This is a genomic window from Paraburkholderia sp. SUR17 (genome assembly GCF_029536165.1).
In the GTDB taxonomy this organism is placed as follows: Bacteria; Pseudomonadota; Gammaproteobacteria; order Burkholderiales; family Burkholderiaceae; genus Paraburkholderia; species Paraburkholderia kururiensis.
Map to the genome: position 1 here is coordinate 2,248,836 of NZ_CP120509.1, position 17,862 is coordinate 2,266,697.

Sequence of the window (17,862 nt, forward strand, 5' to 3'; positions counted from 1 at the left end):
GCCGAATCTGCCGAGTGTGCCGAATCTGCTTTAAGCCGCCCCTCCGACGCGGAAGAACGACACCGCGCGCGTCAACTGCGCGCCCTGATTTTCCAGCGACTGCGAAGCCGCGGCCGCCTCTTCCACGAGCGCGGCGTTCTGCTGCGTGACCTGGTCCATCTGCGAGATGGCCTGGCTCACCTGGTCGATGCCGCGGCTCTGTTCGCCCGAAGCCGCGGCGATTTCGCCCATGATGTCGTTCACGCGCGCCACGGCCTGGGTGACTTCGGCCATCGTCTCGCCGGCCTGGCCCGCGAGCGCCGCGCCCTCCTGCACCTTCTGCACCGAAGCGCCGATGAGATCCTTGATTTCCTTCGCCGCGCTCGACGAACGCTGCGCGAGGCTTCGCACTTCGCTCGCCACGACGGCGAAGCCTCGCCCCTGCTCGCCGGCACGCGCGGCTTCCACCGCCGCGTTCAACGCAAGAATGTTGGTCTGGAACGCGATGCCTTCGATGATGCCGGTAATCTCCGCCACCTTCGACGAACTCGAGCTGATGTCGGCCATCGTTCCCACCACCTGCCCCACCACCTCGCTGCCCTTCTGCGCCACGCCGGACGCATTGGTGGACAGCGCGCTCGCCTGCTGGGCGTTCTCGGCGTTCTGCTTCACGGTGGACGTCAGCTGCTCCATGCTCGCCGCCGTTTCCTGCAGCGACGAAGCCTGTTGCTCCGTGCGCGAAGACAGGTCCTGATTGCCCGAGGCGATCTGGCTCGCGCCCGTGGCAATGCCATCCGCAGCCATGCGCACTTCGCCGATCAGCTTCGTGAGGCTCGCCTGCATCTCGCCCATCGACGCGAGCACGCTGCCGCGCGGCGCCGAGGCCGCACCGTTCACCGGGCTCAGGTCGCCAGCCGCGACGCGCCGCGTCACGTCGCCCAGCACGTCGGGCTCTGCGCCCAATGCGCGCGTGAGGCTGCGCGTAATGAGCAGGCCGGCCGCCACCGCGAGCACGACGGTCAGGAGGCAAACGCCGATCAGCAGCGCAGACTGCCGGTTGTACTGGTTCTCGGCTTCAGTCACGCGCTCCTCGGAACGCGACTTCGTATAGTCCGCGAATGCGTCCGTAGCCTTGACGAGTTGCGCGAGCAAGGGCCGGCAGCGCTCGTTCAGGGCCGCGACGGCTTCGTCGTGTTTGCCGTTCAACGCGAGATTGACGATGTCGACCGCAACCGGGCCGTACTGACTCTCCACGCGGTTGATTTCATCTGCGAGGCTCTTTGCCTTGTCGGTCGCATCGCCGCTCGCCGCGATCAGATCGTTCAACTGTTTCAGACTGCTCTGCACGTCTTGTTGAGCCTGCGCTTCGGCGGCCTTCTCGGTGTCGACGTCGGCGGGCTTCGTGACGAGTGCGAGATTGCGGGCCGCGATAGCGCGCCGGTCCACGGCCTGCCGGATCTGCGCGGCGGCCAGCGCCCGCGCGTTCACGCCACGCACGTATTGCGCGAAATTGTTGTTCGAGTCTCGTAAAGCATTGAGCGAAAAGCCGGAGACGAGCAATACGAGGCCCACCAGCACGCTGAAGGCAGTTGCGAGTTTCGCCCGCACGGTCATGCGATTCCAGTTCATCAAGTTTCCCTTTGTCGTTACTAACGTCAGATCTGAACAGCGGACGGCTCTAGTCACGGGTGGCCGCTTCCTATCTGTTATCGACAAAGATTCCGAACCGTTTAGTAAAAAAATCACGCAATCGTTTGCGTGGGAAAACGAAATGATGAAACGCAACGCGACCGCGCTGACTTTGCTCTTTTCGTATGAAGTGAATTCGCGGAACGGTGAAGTTTTGCGGCAACTGAACGGCGCGCCGCACACACAGGCGGCACGCCGACTACCCTGGTTACCCGTTAAATTCTCTTCGCCGCATCTCTTCTCGACATTCGTCAGAACAGATGCTTGACGCCCACCATGGCGCCCAGCTGCCCCATGCCCGCGCCCGGCGTCGTACCCGCACCGCCGCCGCTCACGGCGTACTTCGCCTTCGCGCTGTTCCACAGATACGAGGTCTGCGCATAAACCGCCGTGCGCTTCGAAAGCGAGTACGTGGTGCGCAGCGTAGCCATCGTGGCGCGCGTGTCGTGGGCGGCGTTGACGATGCGGTAGCCTTCGCCGTCGACGGTCAGGAACGGCGTGACGGCATACGAGGCGCCAAGGAAGAACAGGTTGGAATGCGCGCCCGGGGCCGCGGCCGAATCGGTGCTCACATGCCGGCCAACCCAGCCCGCGCCGATGCGTACGCCCGCCACGTTCGCGTAGGCACTCACGTGCGCACGGGCGTCCTTGTCGGCGCTGCTCGTGAAGGCCACGGGCGCCACGCCGTCGAAGAAGTTGGCGGCAGCGCCGGTGCCGCCGCGCTGTTCCTCATAGGAAGCGGCAGCGCCGAACCACGCGCCGTCGTACTTGAGCATCACGGACCAGTCGCGGCACTGCACCGCCTGACCCGGCACCTGGCCCGCGCATGTGCCCTGCCCAGGCGAATTGCCCGTGCCGGCGCCGTCGCGTCCGAACGAATAGCCCGCGCCCAGCGTGACGCCCTTGTACGAGCCGATGTAGGTGACCGCGTTGTCCGCGCGTCCGTTGGGCACGTAGGCGTCGAACGAGCCGAGGCCGTAGATGTCCGGCCCGATGATGTCCGCGCCTTGCAGTGCGAGGTAGGTCATCATGTACTGGCGGCCGAAGGCGAGCGTGCCGTAGCTGTTACGCAGACCCACCCAGGCTTGCCGGCCGAACAGGCGTCCGCCCTGGCCCAGATCGCCGCCGCGCACGTTGAAGCCGCTTTCCAGCGTGAAGACCGCCTGGAGTCCGCCACCCAGGTCTTCGGTGCCGCGCAGTCCCCAGCGCGACGGCATCTCGCCCGTTACACCAGGCATGCGCACCACGTGATCGCCGGCCGCGTTCGCGTGCGAAACGAATTCGACGCCCGTATCGATGATGCCGTACAGCGTGACGCTCGACTGCGCATGCACCGTCGTCGTTGCAGCAAGCGCGCAGCAAGCCCCTGCGCCCAGCAGACCGTTGAGTCTTTTCATGTTGATGTGTCTCCAATCCTGATTGATGTCGCGCTCTGGTGGCGCGTGCGAGGTTGCTTCTTTAGTTGCTTCTTTAGTTGCGTCTTTAGTTGCTTCGGTAGTTGCGTCTTTAGTTGCTTCGGTAGTTGCGTCTTTGGTTGCGCCTGGGATGACCTGCGAAAGCGTTGCCGACGAGCGCGAACGTGGCTGCGTATCAATCGCGTGCCTGCGGGCGACGGATGAGCAGCAACGCCGCCACGGCCGCCACCAGCGTGACTGGAATGCTCGCGCCGATCACCACCGTGGCGCTCTTGCCCGCCGCGAGCAGCGTAGCCGCCGCGAGCGGTCCGACGACCGACCCGAGCCGGCCCACCGCGACCGCCGCGCCCACGCCGGTGCCGCGCATCACGGTGGGGTAATACATGGCGGCCAGTGCATAGAGCACCGACTGCCCGCCGACGATGAACATGCCCGCCGCAAACGCCGCTGCCGAAAGCATGGCGAGGTCGGGCGCAGCGGCAAGCGCCGCGAGCGAAAGCACGATGCCGAGGTACATGCCGCCCACCACACGCGTGGGCCGCATACGGTCCAGCGACATGCCGATGCCGAGCGCGCCCAGCGCGCCGCCCACGTTGAAGAAGATCTGCACGATGCCGATCTGCGGACGGCCAAGCCCGCGTGCGGCCATCAGCGAGGGCAGCCAGTTGAGCAGGAAGTACAGCACGATGAGCGTGCAGAAGTAGCTGATCCACAGCGCGAGCGTGGGGCCCGTGCGCTCGCCGCCGAACAGCGTGTGCGTCACGCCGGGGCGCTCCATGCCCGACGTCGATGCATCAAGGAACGCGCGCGACTCCGGCAGCAGACCGATAAGCAGCGGCACGAGCAGCAGCGGCCCGGCACCGCCCACGTAGAAGATGTGCCGCCACTCGGTATCGCCCGCCAGCAGCACGCCGATCACGGATGCAATCACGCCGCCGAGCGGAATGCCGCAATACATGGTGGCCACGGCGCTGCTGCGCAGCCGCGGTTCCACCGCTTCGGACGAAAGCGCGATCAGGTTCGGCAGCGCGCCGCCCAGCCCCAGGCCGGTCAGCGCCCGCACGACCACAAGCATCGGGAAGCTCGACACCTGCGCGGTGGCGATGGAGAGCAAGCCGAACAGGCACGCGGAAATGATGAGCACACGCTTGCGGCCGATGCGGTCGGCAAACCGTCCGCCCAGCATCGCGCCGGGCAGCAGACCGAAGGTGCCGGCGCTGAACGCGAGACCCATCTGCGCAACCGTGAGCCCGAATTCGTGCGCCATGCGCGGCGCGGCCACGCCCACCGACTGCAGGTCCAATCCTTCGAGCAGGGCCAGGGCGAAGCACAGGCCGAGCGTGGTCGCCGGCGTGCTTCTCTGCGCAACGTAAGTGTTCATCTCGTCTCCTAAGGCCGCGTGCTGCGCTGGTGGGTGCACGGGCGAATATCGTTCTCGTAACAGCGGGTGCCGGCTGCTCGCTGATGGCGGCGACGCGGTATTGCCGCCGCAACTCAAAGTATCAGGAAGCCTGATTAAGCAACCGAAAAAAAGTCCGCCTCATCAAAGGGTCGCCTTCACGCTTCGGACGACACCTTCATGCAACGAGGGGACGGGATGATTTAATAACAGGCTACCTGAGATTTCAAGGGCGGCGGTGCCGGTGTTAACCCGCAAGAGCCCCTGAAAAACGCGGCAAAAAGAGAAGTGACAGTGGAGAAAAGATCAATCGCGCAGGTTGCGCGCGAACGTCTCCATGGTGCGCTGGATCTGGGCCACGTCTTCGGCGCCGAGATCGCCCAGCATGCGGCGCTCCAGCGGACGCAGCACCTGCTCGCACTCGCGCAGCATGGCCGACCCGGCATCGGTGAGGCTCAGCAGGATCACGCGCCCATGGTTCGGATCGGCCTCGCGCGTAACGAACCCGCGGCTCGCCATCACGCTCATGACCTCGTTCGCCGACTGCGGTGTGATGAAGGACCGCACGGCGAGTTGCGCGTTGGAAAGCGCGCCGCGCGCCTCGAGCACCGAAAGCGCCGTGTATTGCGCGAGCGTGATGCCGAGCGGCGCGAGCGCTTCGGTCATCTGGCGGCGCAGCAACCGGTCCAGGTTGCCGATGACGTAGGTGAGCCGTTGCGGCGGCCGTGTCTTCGGCTTCGTCGCGGCGGACCGTGCGGGGTTCTTCGTGCCCTTCGTGTTTCCGGCGCTTGCCGGCTTGGCGGATGTCGAACTCATGGATGGACCGGAATGTAAATCGCGGGCCATCTTACCTCACGAGCGCGGGGCGGCGGCATGGGTGTAATCGCGGCGTCGAGTCGCGCGGTTGAGCACGGCAGGAGCACGTCGGGTGCGCGGAGGAAACCTTGTTGTATACAGGAAAGACGAATTCTCGCACCCACTCTTCTCGTTTACCCGGTATTTAGCGGATTCTCTCTTGATTCACTCGCGTCGCTGTATACAATTAGCACCAATCGATTCCTTTCACGACGCAGAACATGGCGATTACCGACGACCCCGCGCTCGACAGCAAGGCCGCCACGACCTCGCAGACCGTGCGCGCGCTGCTGGGTCTGCGCGAACTGGTGCTGGGCGGCGAACTCACCCCGGGCGAGCGCATCTCCGAACTGTGGGTGGTGGAGCGGCTGGGCGTGTCGCGCACGCCGGTTCGCGCGGCGCTGATCCGCCTTCAGGAAGAAGGGCTCATCGAACCGATTCTCACGGGCGGCTTCGCCGTGCGCGCCTTTTCCGAAGCCGAGATACGCGACGCCATCGAACTGCGCGGCACGCTCGAAGGACTCGCCGCGCGGCTCGCAGCCGAACGCGGCGTGTCCGCCGCAATGCTGCGCGAGCTGCATGACTGTGTTGACGAGATCGATACGCTCCTGGTCGGCAAGCTGACCGACACTACGTTCTCGCACTACGTGGACGCCAACATGCGTTTTCATCGCCTGCTCGGCAAAGCCGCGGGCAGTGAAGTCGTGGCGCGGCAGATCGAGAAGGTCGCCACGCTGCCGTTTGCCTCCGCGAGTGCGTTCGTGATCGTGCAGTCGCTCGACCCGCGCGCGCGAGAGACGCTCGTGGTCGCGCAATCGCAGCACCGCGCCGTACTGGATGCCATCGAACAGCGCCAGGGCGCGCGCGCCGAGGCGCTGATGCGCGAGCACTCGCAGATCGCCCACGAGAACCTGAAGCGCGTGCTCGACAACCAGCGCGCGATGACGAAGCTCACGGGGGGCAACCTGATTCGACGCGACGCGGGCTAAGCCCATTTCGCGTCCATTTCGCGCCAATGACGCGCCCATAACGCGCCTACGCCGTCCCGACTGCAGGGCCGGCGCCGCGCACCGGTCGATTGCGGCGCTTGCCTGCGCCTGTCGGATCTGACTCGTGAATGACCCGCGGGTCACCCAGCTTAGGGCGTGAGAACACGCCGAGGAGGAGACGAATGTTCCTGAAAGACACGTGGTATGTCGCCTGTACGCCGGATGAAATCGACGGCAAACCGCTCGGCCGGCAGATCTGCGGCGAACGCATGGTGTTTTTTCGCGACGCGAGCGGTGCGATAGCCGCGCTCGAAGACTTCTGTCCGCATCGCGGCGCACCGCTTTCGCTCGGCACAGTGCGCAACGGCCAGCTCGTCTGCGGCTATCACGGCCTCACGATGGGCGCCGAGGGCAAGTGCGTGAGCATGCCGTGCCAGCGCGTAGGCGGCATTCCCGCGGTTCGCCGCTACCCCGCTGTCGAACGCTACGGTTTCATCTGGGTCTGGCCCGGCGACGCGGACAAGGCCGACCCGGCCTCCATTCATCACCTCGAATGGGCCGGGCACCCCGATTGGGCCTATGGCGGCGGCCTGTACCACGTGAAATGCGACTACCGCCTCATGATCGACAACCTCATGGACCTCACGCACGAGACCTACGTGCACGCCACGAGCATCGGGCAGCCCGAGATCGAGGAAGCGCCGCCCGCAACGAAGGTGAACGGCGATACGGTCACGACGAGCCGCTTCATGCACGGCATCCTGCCGCCGCCGTTCTGGGCGGCCGCATTGCGCGCCAAAGGCATGGCCGACAACGTACCGTGCGACCGCTGGCAGATCTGCCACTTCACGCCGCCCAGCCACGTGATGATCGAAGTGGGCGTCGCGCACGCGGGCAAGGGCGGCTACGAAGCGGACGCGAGCGACAAGGCATCGAGCATCGTCGTCGATTTCATCACGCCGGAGACCGAGACTTCGATCTGGTACTTCTGGGGCATGGCGCGCAGTTTCGCCGTACACGATGCCGCGCTCACCGATAGCCTGCGCACGGGCCAGGGCAAGATCTTCGCGGAAGACCTGGAGATGCTCGAAGCACAGCAGCGCAATCTGCTGGCGTGGCCGGACCGTCCGCTTCTGAAGCTCAACATCGACGCGGGCGGCGTGCAGTCGCGACGTGTGCTCGACCGGCTGATCGACGAAGAGCGGGCGGCGAGCGCTCAAGTCGCCTGACTTCGCCCGAGTTCGCCCAGGTTCATCGCAGCACCGCCGCACTATTCACGATTCGATGCACCACCGCCTCGCGCGAACGCACTCGTGTGTTCGCGCGGCGGCCTCTGCTTGCCCCGGAAAAACGACTATGAAGGTCACGCTCACCCGCAAACTCGCCGTCGCCACGGACATCTGTCTCTTCGAACTCGCACCCGCCCAGGGCACGACGCTGCCGCCCTTCACGGCGGGCGCGCACATCGACGTCCACATCGGCGGCTTCGTTCGCCAGTATTCGCTGTGCAACAGTCCCACGGAGCGCGACGTGTACCGCATCGGCGTGCTGCGCGAGCCGGCTTCGCGCGGCGGCTCCGTTGCCATGCATGCCTGCGTGCCGGGCACGACGCTCGAGATCAGCGAGCCGCGCAATCACTTTCCGCTCGAGGCGCAGGCCACGCACAGCATCCTGCTGGCAGGCGGCATCGGCATCACGCCGCTCATGAGCATGGCCGCGCATCTGCACGAAACGGGCGGCTCGTTCGAGTTGCATTACTGCTCGCGCGAGCCGCAGCGCGCCGCGTTTCTCGACCGGTTGGAGACGCCGCCGTTCCGGCATCGCGCGCAGTGCTATTTCGACAACGATTCCTCGGGCAAGCGTATCGACTTCGCGCAGGTGCTCGCGGGTCCTGAGCCCGGCAAGCACCTGTACGTGTGCGGGCCCGCGGGCTTTATCGAGGCCGTGCTCGCGGCTGCCGCACAGGCAGGCTGGGCGAGCGGCAACGTGCATCGCGAATACTTCGCTGCCGGGGCGACAAGCTCGGTGGCTGGCGCTGCGGGCAATGACGGTCCCTTCCAGGTCTCGCTGGCAAGCTCGGGGCGCGTGGTGGATGTACCGGCGGGCACGTCGATCGTGGAAGCATTGCGGGGATGCGGCGTCGAGGTACCCGTCTCGTGCGAACAAGGCGTGTGCGGCACCTGCCTCACGCGCGTGCTGTCCGGCACGCCCGATCACCGCGACGTCTATCTCACGGATGAAGAACGCGCGGCCAACGATCAAATGCTGCCGTGCTGTTCGCGCGCGCTCACGCCGATGTTGGTGCTGGACCTTTGAGGTCCTTTGAGGTTCTTTGAGGCCATGCCCGGGCAGAAGATGAGGATGCGCTGAACGCGTGGCCTCGCGTTCAGCGCGTATTCAGCGCAACACGTCAGCGCTATCCGGCATTAAACAACGTACGCTGCAGCGGGTAACGCCGCCTTGCATCCCGCCTCGACGAGCGCGAGACGATGCGCAAACGCGGCAAGCGGATAGTCGAAGAAATATGCGCCGGTTGCCTGCTTTTCTGCGTAGAACGGATCGGCGCCGCCGGCTGCAGCCGCGCCGCTCGCCGCACTCGCCGCACTCGCCGCACTCACGATACGCAGCGTGCGCGCCCACGCGAACGCGAGCAGAAGCCAGCCGAGCAGCGCGAGATAGTCGCTTGCCACGCGGTACGGTAGCTCGGTGTCGTCCTTGCCCGCGCGTATCAGGTCGCGCGTCACCCGCTCCACGTCTGCGCACAGCGTGTCGAGCCGCTCGCCTGCCGAGGCCGTGCGGGTATCCGCCGTGTCCACGCTCTCGCGGCAGCGCGACGCTTCCGCGCGCAGATGAGCAAGCAATATCTGCAAGCCCTCGCCGCGATCGGTCATGACCTTGCGCGCGAGCAGGTCGATGGCCTGAACCTCGTTGGTGCCTTCGTACAGCATCGATACGCGGCTGTCCCGCACGGTCTGTTCGATGCCGTATTCGTGGATGTAGCCGTAGCCGCCGAACACCTGCAATGCGTTCGACGCCCCGGCAAACCCGTTCTCCGTGAAGAACGCCTTCGTGATGGGCGTCAGCAGCGACGCGAGCGTTGCAGCCTCCTGCCGGGCCGCGGCATCCGGATGATGCGCGGCCACGTCGAGCCAATGCCCTGCCCAGTAGCCGATGGCGCGCTCGCCTTCCACGATGGCGCGACCGTCGAGCAGCAAGCGCCGTATCGCAGGATGCGATGCGATGGGCGCCGAAGCACGCGCATCGGCAGCCGAAGACGAAGCCACCGCCCGCCCCTGCACGCGTTCGAGCGCATACGCCGACGCCCGCTGCCACGCGCTCTGCGCATGCCCCACGCCCTGCATCGCGACCTGCAGGCGCGCCGCGTTCATCATCACGAACATCGAGGCGAGCCCGCGATGCGGCTCGCCCACCAGCCAGCCCAGCGCGTTTTCGAACGCTATCGTGCAGGTGGGGCTCGCCTTGAGCCCCATCTTCTTTTCGATGCCTTCACACAGCACGCCGTTGCGTTCGCGGCCCGCGGGCGTATCGATCCACTTCGGCACGACAAAGAGCGAAAGCCCTTTCGTGCCCGGCGGCGCATCGGGCAAGCGGGCGAGCACGAGATGCACGATGTTCTCCGTCATGTCGTGCTCGCCGCCGGTGATGAAAACCTTCGTGCCGCTGAGACGATAGCCGTCGCCCGAAACGTCGGGCACGGCGCGGGTGCGCAACAGGCCAAGGTCGCTGCCCGCCTGCGGCTCGGTCAGGCACATCGTCGTGAGCCATTCGCCGCTCGCTACCTTCGGCAGGAAGTCGCGCCGCACGCGCTCGGAGCCGTGCGCCTGAAGGCACGCGGTGGCACCGTGCGTGAGGCCGGGCGACATGAGCCACGCGTGGTTCGCGGCGGCCAGCATTTCCTGCAACGCGACGTCGAGCAGTTGAGGCAGGCCCTGGCCGCCGCAATCGGTATCGAGCGCGAGCGTGGGCCAGCCGGCCTCCACGTATTCGCCGTAGGCCTCGGCAAAACCCGACGGCATGGCGACCTCGCCGTTATCGAAGCGGCAGCCTTCCAGGTCGCCGCTCGCGTTGAGCGGCGCGATGCGTTCCTGAACGAAGCGCGCGGCTTCATCCAGCACCTGCTGGGCCGTGGAAAGATCGAGATCGGCCCACTGCGGCACCGTGCGCCACAGCGATGGCGCATCGAGCCACTCGCCGATCACGAAATTCATGTCGCGCAACGGCGCGCGGTAATCGAGACTCATCGTGCAGACCTTCGCGCAGACTCAGGCGCGCGCAGCGTGGCTGGCGAGGATCACGCCGGCATCGGCAGCATCCGTTGCATACATCGCTTCGACCTGCGCCGCGCGCTGCGTGAGCACCGCGCGCTGGTTGATCGAGCCTTTGTCCGTAATCTCGCCGAGATCGAGCGAAGGCGGCACGTCGAGCAGCAGCATGCGCGTGACGAACGTCGCGCTGCCCGTTGCGCTGCGGTTGAGGTGTTCCAGCAGATCCGCGAAGAACACGCGCACGGCGGGCGCCGCCAGCACGGCGCGCGCATCCGCGTCGGGCGGCAAAGCCGCAAGGCGCCGGCAGTCGTCCAGACGCGGAAAGATCATCGCGCCCACGTCGTCGCGATTCATGCCCGTGATGACGGCGTCCTGCACGTAGGGCGCGCCCGTCGACACGATGCGTGCCCGCATGGGTCCCACGCTCACGAACGTGCCCGACGAAAGCTTGAAGTCCTCCGCAATGCGGCCGTCGAACATCATGCCGATCTCGGGATGCTCGGGGTCCACGAAGCGCACGGCGTCGCCGGTGCGGTAGTAGCCTTCTTCGTCGAACACGTTGTGCTGTTCGGCCTGCGTGGCGCGCCAGTAGCCGGCCATGACGTGCGGGCCGCGAAAGCGCGCCTCCAGCTTGCCGTCCACGGGCACGAACTTCGCCTCGCAACCGTGCGCAGGCAGCCCGATATATCCCGCGCCCGAATGCGGCCCGGTGGTGAACATGCACGAGGGCGACGTCTCCGTCATGCCGAGCCCGGCCATGATGCGGATGCGTTCGCCGCAATACTGCTGCGTCACGCGTTCGAGCCGGTCCCACGCAGCCTGCGAGAGCCCCGCGCCCGCGAAGAAATACATCTTCACGCGCGAAAAGAACGTGGCGCGCAACTGCGCGTCTTGTTCGAGCGCGATGGTCAGTTCTTCCCAGCCCTTCGGTACGTTGAAGTAGACCGTGGGCGCGACTTCGCGCAGATTGCGCAGCGTCTCGTCGAACTTGCCGGCCACGGGCTTGCCGTCGTCGATGTAGAGCGTGCCGCCGTTATAGAGCACGATGCCCACGTTGTGACTGCCGCCGAACGTGTGGTTCCACGGCAGCCAGTCCACCAGCACGGGCGGCTCCAGACCGAATTGCGGGAACGTTTCCAGCAGCATCTGCTGGTTGCTGCACAGCATGCGGTGCGTGGTGGGCACCGCTTTCGGCAGCCGCGTGGAGCCGGACGTGAAGAGAAATTTCGCGATGGTGTCGGCGGTGAGCGAGGACTGCACGGCGTCCACGGTGGTGGGCACCGTATCGAGCAGCGACGAAAGATGCGTCACGCCTTGCATGCCGGCGGGCGCGGAGGCCACCACGCGCTCCACGTCAGGCGGCACCACGGAGTCGAAGGCGCGCGCGAACGCGGCGCCGTCGGACGCGAACACGAGCCCTGGCGTCAGCAGTTCGAACGCATGCCGCAGCTTGCCGAAGTCGCTCGACACCAGCGAATACGCGGGCGAAATGGGCGCATGCGGAATGCCGGCCCACATCGCGCCGAATGCCATCTGCAGATGTTCGAGGTCGTTGCCCGAGAGAATGGCCACCGGCCGTTGCGCGGAAAGACCGCGGTCGAGCAGCGCCTGGCCGATGGCCCGCGCGCGCGCCAGCATCTGCGCGTAGGTGATGCCGATCCACTGACCGTCGGCGCCGCGCCGTGCCACCAGCAAACGGTCGGGATGGCGCGCGGCGCCGCTCGCGAGCCGGTCGGTAAGGCAGCGCGGATAGTCGCCGAGCGGCGCGTCCGCGCGCACGTACCAGCAGCCGTCGCGCGTTTCGATGCGCGGCGGCGTGGAACCGATCGCGACTGACCGGTACGGCACGTCCGCCAACGGCTGCGGGCCGCCGGCGCCTGTGCCCAAAGGGCTTGCATACGCATCCAAGGCGTGTCTCCTGTCTGCATGCCGGCCGGTGCACTCACGTGCCGGCATGCAGATTCGTCGTGTTGTTATGTTCTTGGGTGCAGACGAGTACGGTCTGCCTGACCGGGTCTGCCCGACCGGGTCTGGTCCGAACCGGTCGGAACGAGGCGGCCCGGTCAGATCGGATAGTGACGCGGGCCGGTCTGAACGGTGATCCAGCGCAGGTCCGTGAACTCCGCCACGGACGCCTTGCTGCCGAACCGTCCGTATCCGCTTGCCTTCACGCCGCCGAACGGCATCTGCGCCTCGTCGTGCACCGTCGGGCCGTTGATGTGGCAGATACCCGACTCGATGCGCTTCGCCACCTGCATCGCGCGCGCGATGTCGCGGCTGAACACCGCGGCCGAGAGACCGTATTCGCTGTCGTTCGCGACGGCGAGCGCTTCGTCGTCGCCGTCCACGCGCTGCACCGTAACAACCGGCCCGAACGATTCGTCCGCGTAGAGCTTCATGGCAGGCGTCATGCCGTCCACGATAACAGGCTGCATCACCGCGCCCGTCACCTCGCAGCCCAGCGGCAGCGCGGCGCCGTGGGCGCGTGCGTCTTCCACGAGCGCCTTGATACGCTGCGCCGCGCCCACGCTCTCCAGCGTGCCGAGCACGACGCCCGGCGCGGCAGGGTCGCCGGCCTTCAGCGTGCGCGCCTTCGCGACGAGCTTCTCGACGAAAGCGTCCGCCACCTTGCGGTCGACAATCACCCGCTCCGTGGACATGCAGATCTGCCCCTGGTTGAAGAACGCACCGAAGGCGACGGCCTGCACGGCGGCGTCGAGGTCGGCGTCGTCGAGCACGAGCACCGGCGCCTTGCCGCCCAGTTCGAGCAGCGCCGGCTTCAGATTACGCGCCGAAAGTTCGGCCACGATGCGGCCCACGCGCGTGGAGCCCGTGAAGTTCACGCGCTTCACGGCGGGATTCGCGATCAGACGTTCGACGATGGCGGGCGCATCCGCGGCGGCATGCGTAATCACGTTCACAACGCCGTCGCCCAGACCCGCATCGTGCAGCACGCTGCCGATCAGGCGATGCACGCCGGGACAGCCCTCGGAGGCCTTCAGCACCACCGTGTTGCCACACGCGAGCGGCATGGCGAGTGCGCGCGTGCCGAGAATCACGGGCGCATTCCACGGCGCCATACCGAGCACTACACCGCAGGGCTGGCGCACGGCCATGGCGAGACTGCCGGGCACGTCGGAGGGAATCACGGCGCCGTCGATCTGCGTCGTCATGGCCGCGGCCTCGCGCAGCATGTTGGCCGCGAGCATCACGTTGAAGCCGTACCAGTTCGGCATGGCGCCTGTTTCAGCGGTGCCGATGGCGATGAAGTCGGCGGCGCGGGCGTCCATCAGGTCGGCCGCAGCGGCAAGCCGCTTGCGGCGCTCAGTGGGCCCGAGCGTGGACCACGCCGGGAAGGCGCGCGCGGCGGCGGCCACTGCGGCGTCCGCATCGGCCAGCGTGGCGGCCGCTGCGCGCGACACCGGCTGCCCGCTCGCCGGACCGATCCGCTCGAACGTTCCATGGTCCGACGCGCCGCGCGACACGCCGTCGATCAACAAGCTCACCTCGTGCATTTCGATGTCTCCGCTCAGGTCTCGTCTGCTCTGGTCTTGTCCGGTTGCGTCCGGTATGGCGTCTTAGCGCCGGTAGCTTTGCAGGCCGGGCTTGATGCTCTTGTCGTCGAGGAACTGCTTGAGGCCCTGCGCACGGCCGCCTTCGGGGTCGCGGTAATTGGCCTGATCGAGCTTGGCGTACAGGTAGTCTTCGTTCTGCTCCCACGTGAGTTCGCGGCAGCGCTTGAAGCCATGCTTCGCGTTACGCAGCACCACGGGATTCTTGTCGAGCAGCTTCGCGGCCAGCGCGCGCACTTCTTCGCGCAGTTCCGCGCGCGGCACGCTCTTGTTCACGAGGCCCATTTGCGCCGCCTGCTGGCCGGTGAAGGTCTCGCCCGTCATGATGTAGTAGAGCGCCTGGCGGTGCCCCACCGTATCGGCCATGGCCTTGCTGACGAGGTTGCCCGGCGGGATGCCCCAGTTGATTTCCGAGAGGCCGAACACCGCTTCGTCCGCGGCGATGGCGAGGTCGCAGGCCACGAGCGGCGAGAACCCGCCGCCGAAACACCAACCGTTCACCATCGCGATGGTGGGCTTCGAATACATGCGCAGCAGTTGCCACTGCCAGCGGCTCGCGTCGCGGCGAATCTTTTCCTGAAGAATTTCCGGGCCGGCATCCACTTCGCGGAAGTATTCCTTCAGGTCCATGCCAGCCGTCCACGCGTCGCCCTCGCCCGTCAGCACGAGCACCTGGGCTTCCGGGTCCAGCTCCACCGTCTCCAGCACGTTGGTCATCTCGGAATTGAGCGTGGGGCTCATTGCGTTGCGCTTTTCCGGCCGGTTCAGCGTCACCCACGCGATGCCGCCCTCTACCACCACCTTGACCGTGCTCCAGCGACCTTCGTAACTCATCGTTTCTCTCCATGAACAATGCCGCGATTGCGACTTGCCACCAATTTACTATCAGGCTACCTGATATGTAAAGCGCCATCGACGCGCCTTGGGACAAACCCCTAATCGGGTGCGAACCCTCCGTTTGCTGCGTCATGGAAGCGTCGGCAAGGACGCAAAACGAAACGCCCCGGCAAAGCGGGGCGCAAGGCGTATGGGAAGTATTTTGTACGTGTGCGGAAAAGCTTAGGGCGCACTGGGCGGGCCTCAACCAGGCATCAACCCGGCATCAACCCGGCATCAACCCGGCATCAACCCGGCATCAACCCGGCATCAAGCGAATCTCAAAACAGCCGTCACGCCACAACGCGCTCCGCGAAAACGGGAATCTTGATGCGCACGTCCTGCGCGATACGCAGGAGCGCGGCGGCCGCGTCGATTACGCGGTGTGCCCCGAGCGTCGAAAGGCAGTCGCTGCGGCTCGCGAGGTTGCGCTCACAGCCCTCCTGCTCGCACGGCACGCAGCCGCCGTTGCCCTGAATCAGCCACACGTTGCCTCTTTGCGCAGAGCCGACGAAGGTCCACGGCGTGGAACCTGTCCAGCCCTTCGGCCAGGGGCCCCAGCGCATCGGGTTCGAGGGGCCAAAGAGCGCGATGGTGGGCACCCCGGTCGCCGCGGCCACGTGCGTCGTGGAAGTATCCGGGCCGACGAACAGGCTCGCATGGCGGATCACTTCCGCCGTCGCACCGAAGCTCAGTTTGCCGACGAGATCGATCACCTCGACGCCCGCGTGGCTTGCCACTTCGTTCGCGTACGAGACTTCCTCCGCGTCCGCGCCGCCCGTGAGCACGGGCGCGTAGCCGTGCGAGCGCACGAAGCGGATGAGCGAGGCCCAACCTTCCACGTGCCAACGCTTGTACTGGTACTTGGGAAACGTCTGGAGGACCACATACGGCTTGCCGGCCGCAGGCGCGAGCAGCGAATCGAGATGCGCCCGCTGCTCAGGCGCGCCGCTCATTGCGGGCGGCACCACTTCGAACGAAGGCGAAATGCCGAGCAGTTCCGCCACCGCGGCACCGCTTTCCACCACATGGATCGACGCGTCATGCTCCACGGCGAACCGATGCAGCAGCCGCCGGCGCGTCCAGCTCCTGCCCGACGCGGCCACCACGCCCACCCGCTTGCGCCCGGCCATCCAGCAGCAGAGCATGGCCACACTCGACGTCTTCAGCGAGCAGGCCAGGTCGTACCGGCGCCATAGCTTGTGCACCACACCGAGGCACGCATCGAGATTCGCGCTGCGCCGCACGGCGATGACGCGCCGAATGTCGGGATTATTTTCGAGCGCGCCACCCGTGCCCTCGAAAATCAGCATGTCGATCTGCGCGCCCGGCCACTTCGTCTTCAAGGCGCGCACCACGGGCGTGGTGAGCACCACGTCGCCGATGCGGGCCGTACAGATGACGAGAATGGTCTCTGGTGGAGCGGCCTCAGAAAACAAAGCCGCCATCGCACACCCCGTTGGTCTGTTCATCCATCCGCTTTCTCCAGAATGCCGCGGATGTCGTCCTGTCGCGCAGAAAACGTTGGGTCCGCGTGGCGCATCGCGTATGTGTCGCGTGTTGATTACCGACTTCTGATGCGCTCGCGCGACTATACGACAAACACAAATTTCCCGTGGTCGGCGCCGACAGCAAACCGCCACATTTTTGTCATCTGGAAAGGAGCAGCGGGTGAGCGATGCGGATAAAAGCCGCCTCAACCGCGCCGGCTCAACTGCGTCGCCGCGATGGCGCGGGCCCCGTCGATTCGCGCACCACGAGTTCGGGGCCACGCACTGCGTACATTTCCTGCGTCGGCGGCGTGCCTTCCACCATTTCGAGCGCGAGCGTAATGGAGCGCGCGGCGATCTCCGCGGTCGGAAAACGCACGGTGGTGAGCGCCGGGCGGAACTGGTGGGAAAGCTGGATATCCGTGATGCCGATCACGGAAAGGTCGTTGGGCACGCGTTTGCCGAGATCCGCCGCGGCCTGCATTGCGCCGATGGCCATCAAGTCGTTCGTCGCAAAGAGCGCGGTCACCGCGGGGTGCTTGCGCAGCAGCGCCATGGCGGCTTCGTAGCCGCCCTCGATCGAATCGCGCGTGCGCGCCACGAAAAGCGACTTCGCCGCATGACCGCGCGCCGCGAGTCCGCTCTCGAAGCCCGCCACGCGCACCGTTTGCGGGCCACCGGACCCCTCGCCCACGAGCGCGCCGAACTTGCGGTGCCCGAGTTCCGAGAGGTGGCCGGCGGCGAGCGCACCCGCCGCGGCGAAGTCGACCGTCACGCAGGGCAACGCGCGCGAGGGCTGCACGTGCTCCCACATGCACAGCACCACGGCCGCGCCGCGCCCCGCCACTTCGATCAATTCGCGCTCGGCGAGGTCCGTGTTCATCACGATCACGCCGGCGGCGAGCGTGCCCGCAATCTGGTCGAGGTAGGCGCGCGTGATGGCGGGGTCGTCGTCGGTATTGCAGACCAGCAGGAAATAGCCGCGCTTGCGCGCCTCGCGTTCGGCCGCGAGCACGAACTCGGGGTAGAACGGATTGGCGATGTTGGACAGCATGAGCGCGAGCGTGGACGTACGGCCCTGCGCCAACGCACGCGCGGTGAGATTCGGCCGGTAGCCGAGTTCGCGGATGGCGGCCATCACGCGTTCGACGGTTTCGGGCTTCACCTTCTGCGGATTGCGCAGCACGTTGGACACGGTCGCGCCGGTTACTTTCGCGCGCCGCGCGACTTCGGCCAGGGTCACCATCGCGTGCGCGCTCCACGCTCGGGAAATCGCGCCACGCACGTGGTCATAGCGTTACTCATATGCTGG

General features: G+C 66.3%; 13 protein-coding genes and 1 pseudogene. 4 read left to right on the plus strand and 10 right to left on the minus strand.

What is annotated here, in order from left to right:
• Positions 1 to 48 precede the first annotated feature (48 nt).
• Positions 49 to 1,608: pseudogene (locus P2869_RS27350) on the minus strand (methyl-accepting chemotaxis protein); the annotation flags it as partial.
• On the opposite strand from P2869_RS27350, the gene P2869_RS27355 reads away from it, so the two are divergent.
• Positions 1,592 to 1,936 carry a hypothetical protein gene (locus P2869_RS27355; protein WP_277598550.1) on the plus strand — a complete coding sequence of 115 codons (345 nt, stop codon included), beginning with the start codon at positions 1,592 to 1,594 and terminating at the stop codon, positions 1,934 to 1,936. The pseudogene P2869_RS27350 and the gene P2869_RS27355 overlap by 17 nt on opposite strands.
• Here the strand turns inward: P2869_RS27355 and P2869_RS27360 are convergent.
• The 3 genes from P2869_RS27360 to P2869_RS27370 form a co-directional block, all read right to left on the minus strand.
• Positions 1,920 to 3,065, minus strand: a complete 1,146-nt coding sequence (locus P2869_RS27360; protein ID WP_126879142.1) for a porin — start codon at positions 3,063 to 3,065, stop codon at positions 1,920 to 1,922. The genes P2869_RS27355 and P2869_RS27360 overlap by 17 nt on opposite strands.
• A 193-nt stretch (positions 3,066 to 3,258) precedes the next feature.
• Positions 3,259 to 4,464 (minus strand): 3-(3-hydroxy-phenyl)propionate transporter MhpT, encoded by a 1,206-nt coding sequence (mhpT, locus tag P2869_RS27365; RefSeq protein ID WP_277598551.1) that lies wholly within the window; start codon positions 4,462 to 4,464, stop codon positions 3,259 to 3,261.
• Between the two features lie 324 nt (positions 4,465 to 4,788).
• Positions 4,789 to 5,298: a MarR family transcriptional regulator gene (locus P2869_RS27370; protein WP_017775187.1), complete on the minus strand. Its 510-nt coding sequence runs from the start codon at positions 5,296 to 5,298 to the stop codon at positions 4,789 to 4,791.
• Between the two features lie 260 nt (positions 5,299 to 5,558).
• Here P2869_RS27370 and P2869_RS27375 point away from each other — a divergent pair, with 260 nt between their 5' ends.
• The 3 genes from P2869_RS27375 (at position 5,559) to P2869_RS27385 (ending at position 8,642) form a co-directional block, all read left to right on the plus strand.
• Complete coding sequence (locus tag P2869_RS27375; protein WP_126879145.1) at positions 5,559 to 6,326, plus strand: GntR family transcriptional regulator; 768 nt, start codon at positions 5,559 to 5,561, stop codon at positions 6,324 to 6,326.
• Between the two features lie 182 nt (positions 6,327 to 6,508).
• Positions 6,509 to 7,555: an aromatic ring-hydroxylating dioxygenase subunit alpha gene (locus tag P2869_RS27380; protein WP_277598552.1), complete on the plus strand. Its 1,047-nt coding sequence runs from the start codon at positions 6,509 to 6,511 to the stop codon at positions 7,553 to 7,555.
• A gap of 127 nt (positions 7,556 to 7,682) precedes the next feature.
• Positions 7,683 to 8,642, plus strand: coding sequence for a PDR/VanB family oxidoreductase (locus tag P2869_RS27385; RefSeq protein WP_277598553.1), 960 nt, complete (start codon positions 7,683 to 7,685; stop codon positions 8,640 to 8,642).
• A gap of 110 nt (positions 8,643 to 8,752) precedes the next feature.
• On the opposite strand, the gene P2869_RS27390 is transcribed toward P2869_RS27385, so the two are convergent.
• From P2869_RS27390 to P2869_RS27415, 6 genes are all read right to left on the minus strand, one after another.
• Positions 8,753 to 10,588: an acyl-CoA dehydrogenase family protein gene (locus P2869_RS27390; protein ID WP_277598554.1), complete on the minus strand. Its 1,836-nt coding sequence runs from the start codon at positions 10,586 to 10,588 to the stop codon at positions 8,753 to 8,755.
• Positions 10,589 to 10,609: 21 nt separating this feature from the next.
• Entirely contained in the window at positions 10,610 to 12,499 is a 1,890-nt protein-coding gene (locus P2869_RS27395) for a feruloyl-CoA synthase (protein WP_277599860.1), read from the minus strand.
• 176 nt (positions 12,500 to 12,675) lie between these two features.
• On the minus strand, positions 12,676 to 14,127 hold the full coding sequence (locus P2869_RS27400; RefSeq protein WP_277598555.1) for an aldehyde dehydrogenase: 1,452 nt from the start codon (positions 14,125 to 14,127) through the stop codon (positions 12,676 to 12,678).
• A gap of 63 nt (positions 14,128 to 14,190) precedes the next feature.
• The gene (locus P2869_RS27405) at positions 14,191 to 15,018 is read right to left on the minus strand and encodes a p-hydroxycinnamoyl CoA hydratase/lyase (RefSeq protein ID WP_114814455.1); all 828 of its coding nucleotides are present in this window, start codon (positions 15,016 to 15,018) and stop codon (positions 14,191 to 14,193) included.
• A 335-nt stretch (positions 15,019 to 15,353) separates the two neighbouring features.
• A complete protein-coding gene (locus P2869_RS27410; RefSeq protein ID WP_277598556.1) occupies positions 15,354 to 16,532 on the minus strand; it encodes a glycosyltransferase family 9 protein in 1,179 nt (392 codons plus the stop codon).
• A gap of 238 nt (positions 16,533 to 16,770) precedes the next feature.
• Positions 16,771 to 17,796, minus strand: coding sequence for a LacI family DNA-binding transcriptional regulator (locus P2869_RS27415; protein ID WP_277598557.1), 1,026 nt, complete (start codon positions 17,794 to 17,796; stop codon positions 16,771 to 16,773).
• Positions 17,797 to 17,862: the final 66 nt, after the last annotated feature.